The organism is Stenotrophomonas aracearum (genome assembly GCF_031834615.1).
GTDB classification, from domain to species: Bacteria; Pseudomonadota; Gammaproteobacteria; order Xanthomonadales; family Xanthomonadaceae; genus Stenotrophomonas; species Stenotrophomonas aracearum.
In genome coordinates this window covers 3,392,207-3,406,426 of sequence record NZ_CP115543.1, presented here as the reverse complement: position 1 = coordinate 3,406,426, position 14,220 = coordinate 3,392,207, and the positions used below count along the sequence as shown (strand labels likewise).

The 14,220-nt window shown below is 68.0% G+C and carries 20 protein-coding genes and 1 other RNA gene; 8 read left to right on the top strand and 13 right to left on the bottom strand.

Features of this window, described 5'->3' with window-relative positions; translation table 11 throughout:
- The first annotated feature begins 40 nt into the window (after positions 1 to 40).
- The gene (locus PDM28_RS15420; protein ID WP_311182722.1) at positions 41 to 703 is read left to right on the top strand and encodes a phosphotransferase; all 663 of its coding nucleotides are present in this window, start codon (positions 41 to 43) and stop codon (positions 701 to 703) included.
- Positions 700 to 846, top strand: a complete 147-nt coding sequence (locus PDM28_RS15415) for a hypothetical protein (RefSeq protein WP_311182721.1) — start codon at positions 700 to 702, stop codon at positions 844 to 846. The genes PDM28_RS15420 and PDM28_RS15415 overlap by 4 nt, the downstream gene beginning before the upstream one ends.
- Before the next feature lie 6 nt (positions 847 to 852).
- Here the strand turns inward: PDM28_RS15415 and PDM28_RS15410 are convergent, their stop codons facing one another.
- A complete protein-coding gene (locus PDM28_RS15410) occupies positions 853 to 1,545 on the bottom strand; it encodes a hypothetical protein (RefSeq protein WP_311182720.1) in 693 nt (230 codons plus the stop codon).
- Positions 1,546 to 1,653: 108 nt separating this feature from the next.
- On the opposite strand from PDM28_RS15410, the gene PDM28_RS15405 reads away from it, so the two are divergent.
- The gene (locus PDM28_RS15405; RefSeq protein ID WP_311182718.1) at positions 1,654 to 2,472 is read left to right on the top strand and encodes an SDR family oxidoreductase; all 819 of its coding nucleotides are present in this window, start codon (positions 1,654 to 1,656) and stop codon (positions 2,470 to 2,472) included.
- A gap of 117 nt (positions 2,473 to 2,589) precedes the next feature.
- Here the strand turns inward: PDM28_RS15405 and PDM28_RS15400 are convergent, their stop codons facing one another.
- Complete coding sequence (locus PDM28_RS15400; RefSeq protein ID WP_102945148.1) at positions 2,590 to 3,462, bottom strand: ion transporter; 873 nt, start codon at positions 3,460 to 3,462, stop codon at positions 2,590 to 2,592.
- 64 nt (positions 3,463 to 3,526) lie between these two features.
- On the opposite strand from PDM28_RS15400, the gene PDM28_RS15395 reads away from it, so the two are divergent.
- Positions 3,527 to 4,756, top strand: a complete 1,230-nt coding sequence (locus PDM28_RS15395) for an acetylornithine transaminase (protein WP_311182717.1) — start codon at positions 3,527 to 3,529, stop codon at positions 4,754 to 4,756.
- Between the two features lie 18 nt (positions 4,757 to 4,774).
- On the opposite strand, the gene PDM28_RS15390 is transcribed toward PDM28_RS15395, so the two are convergent.
- Positions 4,775 to 5,389: an HAD-IA family hydrolase gene (locus PDM28_RS15390; RefSeq protein WP_311182716.1), complete on the bottom strand. Its 615-nt coding sequence runs from the start codon at positions 5,387 to 5,389 to the stop codon at positions 4,775 to 4,777.
- Between the two features lie 113 nt (positions 5,390 to 5,502).
- On the opposite strand from PDM28_RS15390, the gene azu reads away from it, so the two are divergent.
- Positions 5,503 to 5,961 (top strand): azurin, encoded by a 459-nt coding sequence (gene azu, locus PDM28_RS15385; RefSeq protein WP_311184707.1) that lies wholly within the window; start codon positions 5,503 to 5,505, stop codon positions 5,959 to 5,961.
- Between the two features lie 27 nt (positions 5,962 to 5,988).
- On the opposite strand, the gene hemL is transcribed toward azu, so the two are convergent.
- Together hemL and thiE are read right to left on the bottom strand one after the other, a co-directional pair.
- Positions 5,989 to 7,281 carry a glutamate-1-semialdehyde 2,1-aminomutase gene (gene hemL / locus PDM28_RS15380; protein ID WP_311182714.1) on the bottom strand — a complete coding sequence of 431 codons (1,293 nt, stop codon included), beginning with the start codon at positions 7,279 to 7,281 and terminating at the stop codon, positions 5,989 to 5,991.
- A complete protein-coding gene (gene thiE / locus PDM28_RS15375; protein WP_311182713.1) occupies positions 7,278 to 7,925 on the bottom strand; it encodes a thiamine phosphate synthase in 648 nt (215 codons plus the stop codon). The genes hemL and thiE overlap by 4 nt, the downstream gene beginning before the upstream one ends.
- Positions 7,926 to 7,997: 72 nt before the next feature.
- On the opposite strand from thiE, the gene PDM28_RS15370 reads away from it, so the two are divergent.
- Positions 7,998 to 8,189, top strand: a complete 192-nt coding sequence (locus PDM28_RS15370; RefSeq protein ID WP_070207325.1) for a rubredoxin — start codon at positions 7,998 to 8,000, stop codon at positions 8,187 to 8,189.
- Here PDM28_RS15370 and PDM28_RS15365 read toward each other — a convergent pair.
- The 8 genes from PDM28_RS15365 to PDM28_RS15330 all read right to left on the bottom strand — a co-directional run bounded on the left by PDM28_RS15365 (position 8,186) and on the right by PDM28_RS15330 (position 12,201).
- Positions 8,186 to 9,031, bottom strand: a complete 846-nt coding sequence (locus tag PDM28_RS15365; RefSeq protein ID WP_102945153.1) for a SirB1 family protein — start codon at positions 9,029 to 9,031, stop codon at positions 8,186 to 8,188. The two genes, PDM28_RS15370 and PDM28_RS15365, sit on opposite strands and share 4 nt — an antisense overlap.
- Before the next feature lie 74 nt (positions 9,032 to 9,105).
- Positions 9,106 to 9,561, bottom strand: a complete 456-nt coding sequence (locus tag PDM28_RS15360) for a DUF192 domain-containing protein (RefSeq protein WP_311182712.1) — start codon at positions 9,559 to 9,561, stop codon at positions 9,106 to 9,108.
- A gap of 47 nt (positions 9,562 to 9,608) precedes the next feature.
- Positions 9,609 to 10,256 (bottom strand): ribose-5-phosphate isomerase RpiA, encoded by a 648-nt coding sequence (rpiA, locus tag PDM28_RS15355; protein WP_311182710.1) that lies wholly within the window; start codon positions 10,254 to 10,256, stop codon positions 9,609 to 9,611.
- Positions 10,257 to 10,282: 26 nt separating this feature from the next.
- On the bottom strand, positions 10,283 to 10,759 hold the full coding sequence (locus PDM28_RS15350) for an EVE domain-containing protein (RefSeq protein WP_311182709.1): 477 nt from the start codon (positions 10,757 to 10,759) through the stop codon (positions 10,283 to 10,285).
- Positions 10,756 to 11,346 carry a 5-formyltetrahydrofolate cyclo-ligase gene (locus PDM28_RS15345; RefSeq protein ID WP_102945156.1) on the bottom strand — a complete coding sequence of 197 codons (591 nt, stop codon included), beginning with the start codon at positions 11,344 to 11,346 and terminating at the stop codon, positions 10,756 to 10,758. Before PDM28_RS15345 ends, PDM28_RS15350 begins: the two co-directional genes overlap by 4 nt.
- 70 nt (positions 11,347 to 11,416) lie before the next feature.
- Positions 11,417 to 11,601, bottom strand: a non-coding RNA gene (gene ssrS / locus PDM28_RS15340) — 6S RNA.
- An 85-nt stretch (positions 11,602 to 11,686) separates the two neighbouring features.
- Positions 11,687 to 11,983: a cell division protein ZapA gene (locus PDM28_RS15335; RefSeq protein WP_102945157.1), complete on the bottom strand. Its 297-nt coding sequence runs from the start codon at positions 11,981 to 11,983 to the stop codon at positions 11,687 to 11,689.
- Complete coding sequence (locus PDM28_RS15330) at positions 11,980 to 12,201, bottom strand: TIGR02449 family protein (protein WP_070207332.1); 222 nt, start codon at positions 12,199 to 12,201, stop codon at positions 11,980 to 11,982. The genes PDM28_RS15335 and PDM28_RS15330 overlap by 4 nt, the downstream gene beginning before the upstream one ends.
- A 129-nt stretch (positions 12,202 to 12,330) precedes the next feature.
- On the opposite strand from PDM28_RS15330, the gene PDM28_RS15325 reads away from it, so the two are divergent.
- Together PDM28_RS15325 and PDM28_RS15320 are read left to right on the top strand one after the other, a co-directional pair.
- Positions 12,331 to 12,879, top strand: coding sequence for a UPF0149 family protein (locus PDM28_RS15325; protein WP_102945158.1), 549 nt, complete (start codon positions 12,331 to 12,333; stop codon positions 12,877 to 12,879).
- 7 nt (positions 12,880 to 12,886) lie between these two features.
- Positions 12,887 to 14,215 (top strand): aminopeptidase P N-terminal domain-containing protein, encoded by a 1,329-nt coding sequence (locus PDM28_RS15320; RefSeq protein ID WP_311184706.1) that lies wholly within the window; start codon positions 12,887 to 12,889, stop codon positions 14,213 to 14,215.
- Positions 14,216 to 14,220: the final 5 nt, after the last annotated feature.

Genomic DNA, 14,220 nt, shown 5'->3' with positions numbered 1-14,220 from the left:
TGTCGGCAAAGAACGCGGTCCCCCGCCTAGAATGGCCGGCATGAACCGTCCGCTCCCGCCCGCGTCACACGCCCTCAAGGCCGACAGCTTTGGCCGCATCCTGTTGATGGAACAGGGCGGCCAGCGTTTCGTCCGTCGCGACCTGGGCGCCACGCCGTGGTGGCTGCGCCTGCCGGCCTGGTGGCTGGCCCGGCGCGAAGCGCGCGCGCTGGCGCACCTGGACGGCATGCCCGACACCCCGGCGCTGCTGGCCTGGAACGGCCGCTGGCTGGACCGCAGCTTCATGGCCGGCGACGCCATGTACCAGCGCCCGCCGCGTGGCGACATCGCCTACTTCCGCGCCGCGCGCCGCCTGCTGCAGAAGGTGCACCGCCACGGCATCGCCCACAACGACCTGGCCAAGGAAGCCAACTGGCTGGTGCGCGAAGACGGCAGCCCGGCGCTGATCGATTTCCAGCTGGCGGTGATCGGCAACCCGCGCTCGCGCTGGATGCGCCTGCTGGCCCGCGAAGACCTGCGCCACCTGCTCAAGCACAAGCGCATGTACTGCCGCGAATCGCTGACCCCGGTGGAAAAGCGCGTGCTCAAGCGCCACTCGTGGGTGCGCGACCTGTGGTTCCGCACCGGCAAGCCGGTCTACCGCGTGGTCACCCGCAAAATCCTGCACTGGGAAGACAACGAAGGGCAGGGGCCAAAACCGTGATCTTCATCCTGTCGCTGATTGTCGCGGCGGTGCTGTTGATCGGCGCGGTGGTGGCGACCGCCTTCGCCATCGCAGGGCGCGATGCACGTGGCCGGGCCCTGCAATGGTGGAAGGAATTCCGCGATTCGCTGTTTGGGTTCTGAACGTGGTTACGGCGTCGCCGGCACCACCTGCTGTCCGATGAAATTACGCTCCGCATCGAAGTCGTAGCCGATCTGCACGGTGCCGACATCGGCGCAGGCGTGGCATTCGCGCAGGGGCGTGCGGTACAGCAGGCGAACGCCGCCGCCGTCCAGGGGTGTACTCGCCGCCGCCTGCGCCGGCGCGAACGGCATGGCCTGCGGGTCGGTGGCCAGCAGCGCCTGTATGCCGGGGTCCGCACGCAGCGTGTCATCCAGCTGCACGTTGTCCACGTCGATGCGCTTGCCGCTGGCATCGATCAGGCGGGTGCCTTCGTTGGTATTGGCGCGGAACGGATAGGTCACGGTGGCGACGCCGATGCCGTCCTGGTCGTGCCAGGCACTGGCGTAGGCCAGTTCGCCGCCGCTGGAGAGCTGCTCGGCGGCGGCGATGGCGTCTGCATTCGCGCCGGCACTGCGCATCGCGGCGATCAGGCATTCGCGGGTGGCCGCGGCCTCGCCCTGGCGGCAGCTGTTGAGGTCGCCGCTCCACACCACGGCATTGCTCCAGCGCAGGTTGGCATTGGCGGCTGCCGATGGGGCAGGCGCATCCGCTGCGGCTGCCGCAGCCGGCGCGTCCGCAGGTTCAGCAGTGTTGCGTTGGCAGGCGGTAACGAGAGTAAATAGGCCCAGGACGGGCAGCAGACGCAGGGAACGGCGCATGGCAGGGACCTCGCAGCGGTAACCAGGGTGTCACTATCGTCAAGGGGCAGTTAATTGCGCGTAGGCGCGGCATACTGGGCGAATCATGAATTCGCGGGAGTGATCGACATGGCCAGTCTGCAAGGGAAAACCCTGTTCATTACCGGTGCCTCGCGCGGCATCGGCCTGGCCATTGCGCTGCGCGCGGCCCGTGACGGTGCCAACGTGGCCATCGCGGCGAAGTCGGCGGTGCCGAACCCGAAGCTGCCGGGCACCATCCACAGTGCGGCCGAGGCGGTGACCGCTGCCGGCGGCCAGGGCCTGGCGCTGAAGTGCGACATCCGCGAGGAAGACCAGGTGCGTGCCGCGGTGGCGGCCACCGTGGACACGTTTGGCGGCATCGACATCCTGGTCAACAACGCCAGCGCGATCTGGCTGCGCGGCACGCTGGACACACCGATGAAGCGGTTCGACCTGATGCAGCAGGTGAATTCACGCGGCAGCTTCCTGTGCGCGCAGGCCTGCCTGCCGCACCTGCTGCAGGCGCCGAACCCGCACATCCTGACCCTGGCGCCGCCGCCCAGCCTGGACCCGAAATGGTGGGCGCCGCATACCGGTTACACCCTGGCCAAGATGGGCATGAGCTTCGTCACCCTGGGCCTGGCCGCCGAGTTCGGCCCGCAGGGCGTGGCGGTGAATGCGTTGTGGCCGCGCACCGTGATTGCCACTGACGCAATCAACATGATTCCGGGCGTGGACGTGGCCGGCTGCCGCACGCCGGAGATCCTGGCCGATGCAGCGCACGCGGTGTTGACGCGCGAGGCGGCGGGATTCAGCGGGAACTTCCTGTTGGATGACGAGGTGTTGGCGGAGGCGGGTATTACCGACCTGAGCGGATACGCAGTGGATCCGTCTCGGCCGTTGTTGCCGGATCTGTTTCTGGATTGATGGGATGGCTGGCACCGCGCGGGACACGCATGGCGTGTCGCTACGCCCATCGGGTCCGACACCAATTCCGCGGCCGCACGCGTAGAGACACGCCATGCGTGTCCCACGTATACCCGATCATGTATTGAACGTCTCCGGCAACGCATGCCCACACCGCCGGCAATACTTCGCCTCCGTTTCATGCCCTTCCAACCCGCACGAAGGGCACCCCCGTGCGTCGCGCTTGGCGGCACGCTCTGCGTCCCGCATCGTATTGGCCAGCTCGGCGGTGTAGATGCCGGTCGGCACCGCGATGATGCTGTAACCGATCAGGATCAATACCGAGGTCACGAACCGCCCCAGCACCGTCTGCGGCACGATGTCGCCAAATCCCACCGTGGCCATCGTCACCACCGCCCAGTACATCGCACTGGGAATGCTGGTGAAACCATGGTTCGGCCCTTCGATCACGTACATCAAGGTGCCGGCGATGATGGTGATGGTGACCACCGTGAACAGGAACAGCAGGATCTTGCGCCGGCTGCGCCAGAGCGACTCCATCAGCACGCCGCTTTCTTCGATGTAGCGGGTCAGCTTGAGGATGCGGAACACGCGCAGGATGCGCAGCGCGCGCACCACCAGCAGGCTCTGCGCACCGGGAATGAAAAGCGACAGATAGGTGGGCAGGATCGAGGCCAGGTCGATGATGCCCCAGATGCTGAAGGCATAGCGGAGTGGCCGCTTCACCACCACCAGGCGCAGCAGGTATTCGGCGGTGAACAGGATGGTGAAGCCCCACTCCACCACGTACAGCCAGCTGGCATGTTCGATATGGAAGCGCTGCACGCTGTCGAACATCACCACCAGCACGCTGGCGATGATCGCGTAGACCAGCAGCAGGTCGAAGTTGCGCGAGGGCCGGGTATCGTGCCGGTAAATGATGTCGAACCAGGTCCGGCGCCAGCCGGTCTCGGTCGCGGGGTTGAGCTGGGGGGCGCGGAAGGGGTGCATGGGCCGCATTGTGCCCCAGCCGGTGGAGGGGGAGAATGGAGGCTTTCCCGGACCCCTGACCGCCATGACCGCCGCTGCCCCCGATCCGCTCCTGTCCCTGTCGCATTACTACCTGCCGGTCTACAAGCCGCGCCAGGTGGTGCTTGAGCGCGGCCAGGGCGCCCGCGTCTGGGACACCCAGGGCCGTGAGTTCATCGACCTGGCCGCCGGCATTGCCGTGTGCGGGCTGGGCCACAACGACCCGGACCTGAAGGCCGCGCTGATCGAGCAGGCCGGCAAGCTGTGGCACACCAGTAACGTCTTCTACAGTGAACCGCCGCTGCGCCTGGCCGAAGAACTGGTCACCGCCTCGCGCTTCGCCGAGCGGGTGTTCCTGTGCAATTCCGGCGCCGAAGCCAATGAAGTGGCGATCAAGCTGGTGCGCAAGTGGGCCGCTTCCCAGGGACGCCCAGCCCACCAGCGGGTGATCGTGACCTTCCGCGGGAGCTTCCACGGCCGCACCCTGGCGGCAGTGACCGCCACCGCACAGCCGAAGTACCAGGAAGGCTACGAGCCGCTGCCCGGTGGCTTCCGCTACGTCGACTTCAACGACGAGGTGCAGCTGGAAACCGCGATGGCCGCCGGCGACGTCGCCGCGGTGATGCTGGAGCCGATCCAGGGCGAGGGCGGGGTGATGCCGGCCAAGCCGGGCTTCATGAAGCGCATCCGCGAGCTGTGCGACCAGCACAACGCGCTGATGGTGCTGGACGAGATCCAGGTGGGCATGGGCCGCACCGGCACCCTGTTCGCGCACTGGCAGGACGAGGTCAAACCCGACATCGTGACCCTGGCCAAGGCGCTGGGCGGTGGTTTCCCGATCGGCGCGATGCTGGCCGGGCCGAAGGTGGCCGAGGCGATGCAGTTCGGCGCGCACGGCACCACCTTCGGTGGCAACCCGCTGGCCGCTGCGGTGGCCCGGGTGGCGCTGCGCAAGCTGTCCTCGCCGGAGATCGCGCGCAACGTGAGCCGCCAGTCGCAGGCGCTGCGCGATGGACTGGGGAAGATCAACGACGAGTTCAAGGTGTTCGGCCAGGTGCGCGGTCGCGGCCTGATGCTGGGCGCGGTGCTGGACAAGGACTTCGCCGGCCAGGCCGGCGCGATCCTGGATCATGCGGCCGATCAGGGGCTGCTGACGCTGCAGGCCGGGCCGGATGTGCTGCGCTTCGTGCCGGCGTTGAACATCACCGATGAAGAAGTCGCCGAAGGCCTGAAGCGCCTGCGGGCTGCGGTGCAGTCGTACATCGCGTCGCGCTGAGGCGCCACGCAGCAGGGGTCAGGCATCCAGGCCGAACCGGTGCATGAGCTTGCCGAAGCTGCGGCTGCCGTGGGCGGTGTCGGCATGCAGGCCGGCCTGGCGGGCACCGCGCACGTTGACGAACAGGTCGTCGACGAACAGGGTGTGGGTGGGGCGTGCGTTGAGCCGATCCACCGCGTGAAGGAACACGGTCGGGTCGGGCTTTCGCCCGCCCAGTTCGCCGCTGCACAGGATGCGGCCGTCCAGCGCTGCGGCAAGGCCCGGCAGGATCTGCGGAATCGTCTTCGCCATCAGCGCGCCGTTGTTGGTGAGGATCGCGATCGGCAACGCGCCGGCGATGCGTTGCACGCGCTCGATCACGCCGTGTTGGGGCGGTGAAGCGGCGATGCGTGCGGCCTGCCACTGCGCGACGCTGATCTCCGTGCCCAGCGTGGCGCTCAATTCCTGCAGGTAGGCACTGCTGTCCATGCCCTCGTCATGGCGCCGCTCCAGTCCGCTGTCGAACAACGCGGCCTGCACCTCCGCGGGCGTACGCCGGCACGCTTCGGCCAGGTGACGCACACGCAGGTGCCGTGCGTAGTTGACCAGCACGCCGTCGAAATCCAGCAGCAGGCAGTCCAGGGCGACGCGCATGGTGTCCGTTGTCGGTGCAGTAGCGGCTGACGTTACCGCACTGGACGCCGCCGCTGCGACATCGCGTCGCACCACGGTCACCGCGTGCCTGCCTAGAATTGCAGTGCCTGATGATGGAGATCGCCGTGAAACTGCTTGTTCCCGTGTTGCTCGCTGGCCTCGCCCTGGCCCCTGCCGCGCAGGCGCGCATGTGCGCGGTGAACCTGGACAGTACCGACCAGATGAGCTTCAGCCAGAAGGAGATCAAGGTTGCCGGCGACTGCACGCAGGTGAAGCTGACCCTGCGCCACACCGGCAAGCTGGCGGCCACCGCGATGGGGCACAACTGGGTCCTGACCCGTACGGCGGATTACCAACCGGTGGCGATGGCGGGCATGCGCATGACCCTGGCCGACAGCTACCTGCCGAAGAAGGATGCACGGGTGTTGGCGCACACCGCCGTGATCGGCGGCGGACAGACCACCAGCGTCACCTTCTCCACCGCCGCGTTGCGCAAGGGGGGCGATTACACCTTCTTCTGCTCGTTCCCCGGGCATTTCGCGATGATGAAAGGCCGCCTGGTCTTCGGTTGAACCGAAAACCAAACGGCCGGTTGTCGATCAACCCGCCTTGACCACCTTGAACGCCTCGCGGGCCGCGTCCAGGGTCGCGTCGATGATCGCGTCGTCATGCGCGCTCGACAGGAACCCGGCCTCATACGCCGACGGCGCCAGGAACACGCCACGCTCCAGCATGGCGTGGAAGAACTGGTTGAACGCCGCAACATCGCACGCGGTCGCCTGCGCGTAGGTTTCCACCTTCTGGTCGGTGAAGAACAACCCGAACATCGCGCCCACCTGGTTGGTGGTCACCGCCACGCCGGCCTCGGCCGCGGCTGCTTCCAGCCCGGCGCACAGGCGCGCGCTGGCGGCGGAGAGTCGGTCGTGGAAGCCCGGTGCCTGCACCAGTTCCAGCATCGCCAGGCCGGCCGCCATTGCCACCGGGTTGCCGCTCAGCGTACCGGCCTGGTAGATCGGGCCGGCCGGTGCGATCTGCGACATCAGCTCACGGCGGCCGCCATAGGCGCCCACCGGCATGCCGCCGCCGATGATCTTGCCGAAGGTGGTCAGGTCCGGAGTGATCCCGTAGTGCGCCTGCGCGCCCCCCAGGGCCACGCGGAAGCCGGTCATCACTTCATCGAAGATCAGCACCGCGCCGTACTGCGTGCACAGCGCACGCAGGTGCTGCAGGTAACCGTCGCGCGGCGGAATGCAGTTGGCGTTGCCCACCACCGGTTCGATGATCAGGCCGGCGATGTCCGCGCCCTGTTCGGCGAACAGCGCGGTGGCGGCCTCGAAGTCATTGTAGGGCAGGGTCAGGGTCAGCTCGCTCAGCCCGGCCGGCACGCCCGGCGAGGTCGGCACGCCCAGGGTCAGCATGCCGCTGCCGGCCTTGACCAGGAACGAGTCCCCGTGGCCGTGGTAGCACCCTTCGAACTTGACGATGCGGTTGCGGCCGGTGGCACCGCGCGCCAGCCGGATCGCCGACAGGGTCGCCTCGGTCCCGGAGTTGACCATGCGCACCATCTCGCACGACGGCACCAACCGGGTCAGGGTCTCGGCCATGGTCACCTCGGCCGCGCACGGCGCGCCGAACGACAGGCCGTTGTTGATCGCCTGCTTCACCGCCTGGCGCACCGTGGCGTGGTTGTGGCCGACGATCATCGGGCCCCACGAGCCCACGTAGTCGATGTAGCGGTTGCCATCCACGTCGTACAGGTACGGGCCGTCAGCGCGTTCGACGAAGAACGGCTCGCCGCCCACCGACTTGAACGCGCGCACCGGCGAATTGACGCCGCCCGGCAGCAGGGCCTGGGCGCGGGTGAACAGGGCGTGGGACTGGTCGTGGTTCATGCGGAAGGTTCCTGGAAACGGGCGAGGTAGGCGCGCAGCGTGGCGACCGGGTCAGTGGCGGCGAACACGCCACTGACCACGGCCAGCAGGTCGGCGCCGGCGTCGATGAGCGGGCCCACATTGTCCGGGCTCAGCCCCCCGATCGCCACCCGTGGCACGCCCAGTGCGGCGCTTTGCCGCAGCAGGTCCGGGTGGGCGCGGCTGCTGGTGACCTTGGTGGTGGTCGGGAAGAACGCGCCGAAGGCCACGTAGCTGGCCCCGGCGGCCACCGCGCGCTCGGCGTTGCCCAGCTGGTCGTAGCAGGAGGCACCGATGATGGCCTGCGGGCCGAGCAGGGCGCGGGCCGCGCCGACGTCGCCGTCGGTGCCGCCCAGGTGGACGCCGGCCGCGCCGACCGCCAGCGCCAGCGCCGGGTCGTCATTGATGATCAGCGGCACCGCGTGCGCGGCGCACAGTGCCTGCAGGGCCCGCGCCTGTTCGTGCCGCAGGTCGCTGCTGGCGGTCTTGTTGCGGTACTGCAGCCAGGTCGGGCCGGCCGCCAGCAGGGGCTCGACCCGCGCCAGCAGGCGGGCGGTGTCGGCGTCGTCGGGGGTGATCAGGTACACGCCGCGCACGGGCGCGGACGGGGAAGCAGGGGCTGTCATCGATGGCTACCGGTAGCGCGGCGGGAGTGGGACAATGGCCTATGACCGTACTGTCCAACGCCTGATTATCCGATGACCGACGCCACCGCCACCACCTTCCGCACCTGGATGTGCGTTGTCTGCGGCTTCATCTACAAGGAGGCCGACGGCCTGCCCGAAGAGGGCATCGCCCCTGGCACCGCGTGGGAAGACGTGCCCGACACCTGGACCTGCCCGGACTGCGGCGTGACCAAAGACGATTTCGAGATGGTCGAGATCGACTAATGTAACCGCGGTACCCGGCCACCCATCTCGATCAGCTTCTCCCGGACCCACTGCGCGTCATTGGCCTGGCCATTGCGCTGCAGGTACAGCCCCAGGTCGTGGCGGGCGCCGGCTTCGTAATCCAGCTGCAGATACGCCAGCCCCCGATCGCGCAGGGCGTCGTCCTGCTCCGGGGCCAGCTTCAGCAGGCGGTCGGCACTGCGCGCGGCGCGGTCCCATTCACTGCGCTCGGCATACACCCCGTGCAGGTTGCGCAGCATGCGCATCAGGATCGCGCGCGCCGGCGCCGCGTCCAGGATCTGCGCCAGCACCTGGTCATCCGGCGTCTCGCCGCCGAGGTGCGAACGCGCGCGTTCGCGCAGCTCTTCCACGTCCAGCGGCCGGCCGCCGTTGAACGGGTCCATCACCAGCATCCCGTCGTCGACCGGCAGCCGCACCAGGAAGTGCCCCGGGAACGACACGCCGTCCAGCGGAATGCCCAGGCGTCGGGCCACTTCCATCTGCACCATGGCCAGCGAGATCGGGTTGCCCAGGCGGCGTTCGAACACCTGGTTGAGGTAACTGTTGCGCGGGTCGTAATACTCGCCGTGGTCGCCGCCGTAGCCGAGCTCGTCGAACAGGTGGCGATTCACCGCAGCGATCTTGAGCGGCCAGTGCGCGATGGTGTCCACCTCGCTGCGCAGGTGGTCGGCGTGGCTCTGCACCAGCGCGTCGTAGACCTGCGGGTCCAGGTCGGGGTACTCGTCGCGCGCGATCAGCAGGGCCGTGGGCAACAGCGGCAGCGCCTCGTCGTCCAGTTCGGCCAGGGAGTCCCACGCCGGCAATGTCATGTGCCCCTGCATGGACACAGACTGGCGACAAACGCGGTGCGATTCAAGCGGTGCGGCGTGAAAACAACGCCGCCACCGCAGGGCGTTCAGGGCTGGTCGGCGATGCCGGGGCCGAAGGTGAGCTGGGCCCCGTCCTGCAGGCCCAGTTTCTCGGCCTGGCCGGCATTGAGCTCCAGCACGTAGCGGGCCGGGCCGCTGCTGGGGTAGGGCGGGCAGCGGTCGCCGGCCGAACACGGCGGCACGTCGCGCTGCTGGCTGACCAGGCGGCGCTGGTCATCGAAATACAGGATGTCCAGCGCGATTTTGGTGTTCTTCATCCAGTACGCCTGCAGCTCCTGGCGCTCATGCAGGAACAGCATGCCGTGGTCGGCCGGCATCTCGTCGCGGAACATCAGCCCGCGCGCGCGCGATTCGTCATTGGTGGCCAGTTCGACCTGGTAACGGGCACCGCCCAGTTCCACCCAATGGCTGGCGCCGGTGCTGGCGCAGCCGGACAAGGTAAGCAGCAACAGCAACGGCAACAGCAGGCGCATCAAGCGCATGGGCAGACCCTCGGGCAGGAGCCGGCACGGGCGTGCCGGCGGGGTTATCAGAACACCTTCGGCGGTTCGCCGCCAACAATCACCACGTCGGCCGGGCGGCGCGCGAACAGGCCCACGCAGACCACGCCGGGCAGCTGGTTGAGTTCGCGTTCCAGCGCCACCGGGTCGGTGATCTGCAGGTGGTGGATGTCCAGGATCTGGTTGCCGTTGTCGGTGATGACGCCTTCGCGCCAGGCCGGCTGGCCGCCGGTCATGTCCATGATCCGGCGTGCGACCAGGCTGCGTGCCATCGGAATCACTTCCACGGGCAGCGGGAAGCGGCCCAGTACCGGCACCTGCTTGCTCGGGTCGACGATGCACACGAAGCGCTCGCTGGCCTCGGCGATGATCTTCTCGCGGGTCAGTGCGGCGCCGCCGCCCTTGATCAGGCACTTGTTGCCGTCGCACTCGTCGGCGCCGTCCACGTACAGCGACAGGTTGCCGGTGTGGTTCAGTTCCATCACCTCGATGCCGTGCTGGCGCAGGCGCGCGGTGCTCTGCTCGGAGCTGGACACGGTGGCCTTGATGCGGTGCTGGATGCGGGCCAGGCCGTCGATGAAGTAGGCAACGGTGGAACCGGTGCCGACCCCGACGATCATGCCGTCTTCGACGTATTCCAGGGCTTTCTCTGCGGCGAGGCGTTTGGCTTCGGACATGGCGGGAAACTCGTACGGGAAAGGGGTCAGTGCTTTTCGAGCGACAGCAGCAGCTTCCACTGCGCGGCGGTCACCGGGACGATCGAGAGGCGGTTGCCGCGCGCGGTAAGCGCGAAGCCTTCGCCCAGGGCGTCGGCATGCAGCTTGATCTCGTCCAGCGAAATGGTGTCGCGCAGCTTGCGCTCGAAGGCCACGTCCACGAGCAGCCAGCGCGGCGTTTCGCGGGTGGCCTTGGGGTCGTAGTAGTCGGATTTCGGATCGAACTGGGTGTCGTCCGGGTACGCTTCGGTCGCGACCGTGGCCAGCCCGACGATGCCGGGCACCTTGGTATTGGAGTGGTAGAACAGGATGCCGTCGCCGACCTTCATGCCGTCGCGCATGAAGTTGCGCGCCTGGTAGTTGCGCACGCCGTTCCAGGGTTCCTGGCCCACGCGCTTGAGGTCGTCGATGGAAAAGGCGTCCGGTTCGGACTTCATCAGCCAGTAGCGCTTGCGTGCGGTCATTCGGGATCGTTCGGTACGGGGAAATGGGTGGCAGCGTCGGTACAGATCGCATCCACGCCGACGTCCCACGGCTGCACCGGCAGGTCGTCGACCTGCTGCACCGAAAAACCGACGCCCACCAGCCACGGCGGGGCCGGGCGCTGCTGGCGGAATGCGAAGCTGCGATCATACCAGCCGCCTCCCATGCCGAGCCGCCGGCACAGCGTGTCGAAGCCCACCAGCGGCGCGGCCACCAGCGTCATCTGCGCCGGCGCCAGCGTGTCGGCAATGGCAATGTCGGGTTCGGGAATGCCGAAGCGGTTGGCGGTCAGCGGCTGGCCCGGGCGCCACGGCGCGAAGCGCAGCGTGTCGCCGTCCAGCACCGGCAGGCAGTAGCGCACGCTGTCGGGCAGGCGCATCTGCCAGCGGTGCAGGGCGATCTCGCCATCCAGCGCCCAGTACCCGGCCACGTGGCCATGGGTGGGCGCGAAGGGCAGGGCAAGCAGGGCATCGGCGAGCTGTTCGGCGGCGGCCAGGCGCTGCGCGGCGGGAATGTCTCGGCGGCGTTGGCGCAACTGCTGGCGCAGTGCGGAGCGCGGGTCGGTCATGCCTGGGTCCGTTGGGGCCGGATAAAACAAGAGCGACGTCCCGATGGAACGTCGCTCTTGCAGGAATACTGCATTCTCCGCGGTGACGATGCGTGCGAAACGACCTTGAACCCGGGGTTCAAGTGGGTACGCTGGGACTCCTTCGGGCTTCCCGCTACAAGGCGGACCTGCACTCCCGGCGCCGTCGCGCACCCGTGGTCGTAATTAAGGGACAAGGCGAATGTTTGCACACGCCGTCGTTCACAGCAGAGAACGCGTGGCCATTATAGCCAACGCGCCGAAATCGGATACCCCGTTCGTCGGTTGGATTACAGGCCAATTCAGAACAATGAAGGACGGATCACGCGCCGTCGATGGCGCGGTCCAGGCGCCTGTTCAGATCGGCAAGCGTCTGCTGCAGGGCCACCGCCTGGCGCGCGTGGTCATCACGCAGCTGCTGCAGTTCATGGGCCAGGTTGAGCGCGGCCAGCACCGCGATGCGGTCGACCGCAGCCATGCGGTTGCTGCCGCGGATCTCGCGCATCTTGGCATCGAGCAGGCGCGCGGCGGCGGTCAGGCTTTCGCGTTCGTCCGCGCCCACGCCCACCGTGTACTCGCGGTCCAGGATGCGGACGCTGACCGGTTCGTTCTGGCTCATGTGTGCTGCTCCAGCGATTTGAGCCGGGTGATCATCGCTTCCACCCGGGAGCGGGCCTGCTCGTTCTTGGCCAGCAGCTGCGAGCGCTCGTTGACCAGCGTCTCCTGCTGGTGGCGCAGGCTGCGGTTCTCCTCGGCCAGGCGCTGGTTGCGCTCCAGCAACGCCTCTACCCGGGCGGCAAAGGCCTGCAACTGGGCGATGGCATCGGAAGGTTCCATGTCCGGCACGATAGGCAAGGGGACTGGAGCCGGTCAAGCGAATAATGAACACCGACGGATTGATACACTGTGGCGCTGCCACCCCGGGGTCGCCGGCTGTCCCGGCGCCCCACCAGATCGAGCCTTGAAATGACCGAACTTCCGAGTGTCAACGACGTGAACCAGGCCAGCCAGGCGGCCGGCCTGGGTGCCAATGCAGCCGAGCTGCACGGCGGCCTGTGCGGCTGGCTGTCGGCCGGCGGCGCACCCGTGCGCGAATGGCCGGCGCGGGTGCTGGCCGACGACAACGCGCCAACGCCGGTCGACGGCGATGCGCTCGACCAGCTCCGCGTTGCCAGCGTGGCGCAGCTGGAGGACCGCGACTTCGCCTTCGAACTGCTGCTGACCGACAGCGAGGACACCGCCGCGCAGGCCGACGCGCTGTTTACCTGGGCGCGCGCGTTCCTCGGCGGTTTCGGCCTGGGGTCGGGCAGCAAGCGACCGACCCTCTCCGAAGAAGGCGAAGAAGCGCTCACCGACCTGGCCAAGCTGGCCCAGGCCTCCAGCGAGGACTTCGAAAGCGGCAACGACGACGACGAGGACGCGCTGGCCGAGATCGAAGAATTCATCCGCGTGGCGGCACTGCTGCTGCACGGCGACTGCGTGATGGCCGCGCGCCACCGGCAGCGCCTGAACTGAGATGGACATCCACGCGTTGACCGGCATTTCCGCCGCCGAGTACGCCGGCCGCCGCCAGCAGCTGATGGAGATGGCCGGCGATGACGCCATCCTGGTGCTGCCGGCCGCCTCCGAGCGGGTGCGCAGCCTGGACACGCATTACCCGTTCCGGCAGGACTCCGACTTCTGGTACCTGAGCGGGTTCCCGGAACCGGACGCGGTGCTGGTGCTGATCCCGGGCCGCCGCCACGGCGAAGTGATCCTGTTCTGCCGCGAGCGCGACGCCGAGCGCGAAGCCTGGGACGGCGCCCGCGCCGGCCAGGAAGGCGCGGTGGCGCAGTACGGCATGGACGATGCCTACCCGATCGACGACCTGGACGACATCCTGCCGGGCCTGCTGGAAGGCCGCTCGCGGGTGTACTACCACTTCGGTCGCGACGCCGAGTTCGACCTCAAGTTGATCGGCTGGGTGAACCGCGTGCGCTCGCAGGTACGCCACGGCGCGCAACCGCCGCACGAGTTCCTGGAACTGGGCCACCTGCTGCACGAACAGCGGCTGTTCAAGTCCGACGCGGAAATCGCACTGATGCAGCGCGCCGCCGACATCACCGTGCAGGCGCACCGCGCCGCGATGCATGCAGCGCGACCGGGCATCCACGAGTACGAACTTCAGGCCGACCTGGAACGCGTGTTCCGCGCCAACGACGCGTGGGCGGCGTACGGCAGCATCGTTGGCACCGGCAGCAACGGCTGCATCCTGCATTACCGCGCCAACAACGCGCGCAGCCGCGACGGCGAACTTGTCCTGATCGACGCCGGCGCCGAGTACCGCGGTTACGCCAGCGACATCACCCGCACCTTCCCGGTCAACGGCCGCTTCAGCGCCGAACAGCGCGCGCTGCACGACCTGGTCGGCGCAGCGCAGGCGGCCGCATTGGCCCAGGCGCGACCCGGCGTGGCCTATGAGGCTGGCCACCTGGCTGCCGTGCAGACGCTCACCGAAGGCCTGCTGCGGCTCGGCCTGCTGAAGGGCACACTGGAAGAGAACATCGCCGAAGGCCACTACCAGCGCTTCTACCGCCACAAGACCGGCCACTGGCTCGGCCTCGACGTGCACGACGTAGGCGACTACCGCCTCGCCGGCGACTCACGCATGCTAGAAGTCGGCATGGCCTTCACCATCGAGCCAGGCCTCTACATCGGCGCAGACGACACCAGCGTGGAAGCCCGCTGGCGCGGCATCGGCATCCGTACCGAAGACGATGTAGTGATTACCGATGATGGGCACCACGTGTTGACTGCAGCATTGGCGCGAAGTGCCGATGAGATTGAAGCGGAGATGGGCGGTTCGCGCTGATTCCA

What these genes read in the sequence shown, in the direction of transcription:
- PDM28_RS15420 (WP_311182722.1), top strand. Translation starts at nt 41, where the DNA reads ATGAACCGTCCGCTCCCGCCCGCGTCACACGCCCTCAAGGCCGACAGC.
- PDM28_RS15410 (WP_311182720.1), bottom strand. Translation starts at nt 1,545, where the DNA reads ATGCGCCGTTCCCTGCGTCTGCTGCCCGTCCTGGGCCTATTTACTCTC.
- PDM28_RS15405 (WP_311182718.1), top strand. Translation starts at nt 1,654, where the DNA reads ATGGCCAGTCTGCAAGGGAAAACCCTGTTCATTACCGGTGCCTCGCGC.
- PDM28_RS15400 (WP_102945148.1), bottom strand. Translation starts at nt 3,462, where the DNA reads ATGCACCCCTTCCGCGCCCCCCAGCTCAACCCCGCGACCGAGACCGGC.
- PDM28_RS15395 (WP_311182717.1), top strand. Translation starts at nt 3,527, where the DNA reads ATGACCGCCGCTGCCCCCGATCCGCTCCTGTCCCTGTCGCATTACTAC.
- PDM28_RS15390 (WP_311182716.1), bottom strand. Translation starts at nt 5,389, where the DNA reads ATGCGCGTCGCCCTGGACTGCCTGCTGCTGGATTTCGACGGCGTGCTG.
- azu (WP_311184707.1), top strand. Translation starts at nt 5,503, where the DNA reads ATGGAGATCGCCGTGAAACTGCTTGTTCCCGTGTTGCTCGCTGGCCTC.
- hemL (WP_311182714.1), bottom strand. Translation starts at nt 7,281, where the DNA reads ATGAACCACGACCAGTCCCACGCCCTGTTCACCCGCGCCCAGGCCCTG.
- thiE (WP_311182713.1), bottom strand. Translation starts at nt 7,925, where the DNA reads ATGACAGCCCCTGCTTCCCCGTCCGCGCCCGTGCGCGGCGTGTACCTG.
- PDM28_RS15370 (WP_070207325.1), top strand. Translation starts at nt 7,998, where the DNA reads ATGACCGACGCCACCGCCACCACCTTCCGCACCTGGATGTGCGTTGTC.
- PDM28_RS15365 (WP_102945153.1), bottom strand. Translation starts at nt 9,031, where the DNA reads ATGCAGGGGCACATGACATTGCCGGCGTGGGACTCCCTGGCCGAACTG.
- PDM28_RS15360 (WP_311182712.1), bottom strand. Translation starts at nt 9,561, where the DNA reads ATGCGCTTGATGCGCCTGCTGTTGCCGTTGCTGTTGCTGCTTACCTTG.
- rpiA (WP_311182710.1), bottom strand. Translation starts at nt 10,256, where the DNA reads ATGTCCGAAGCCAAACGCCTCGCCGCAGAGAAAGCCCTGGAATACGTC.
- PDM28_RS15350 (WP_311182709.1), bottom strand. Translation starts at nt 10,759, where the DNA reads ATGACCGCACGCAAGCGCTACTGGCTGATGAAGTCCGAACCGGACGCC.
- PDM28_RS15345 (WP_102945156.1), bottom strand. Translation starts at nt 11,346, where the DNA reads ATGACCGACCCGCGCTCCGCACTGCGCCAGCAGTTGCGCCAACGCCGC.
- PDM28_RS15335 (WP_102945157.1), bottom strand. Translation starts at nt 11,983, where the DNA reads ATGAGCCAGAACGAACCGGTCAGCGTCCGCATCCTGGACCGCGAGTAC.
- PDM28_RS15330 (WP_070207332.1), bottom strand. Translation starts at nt 12,201, where the DNA reads ATGGAACCTTCCGATGCCATCGCCCAGTTGCAGGCCTTTGCCGCCCGG.
- PDM28_RS15325 (WP_102945158.1), top strand. Translation starts at nt 12,331, where the DNA reads ATGACCGAACTTCCGAGTGTCAACGACGTGAACCAGGCCAGCCAGGCG.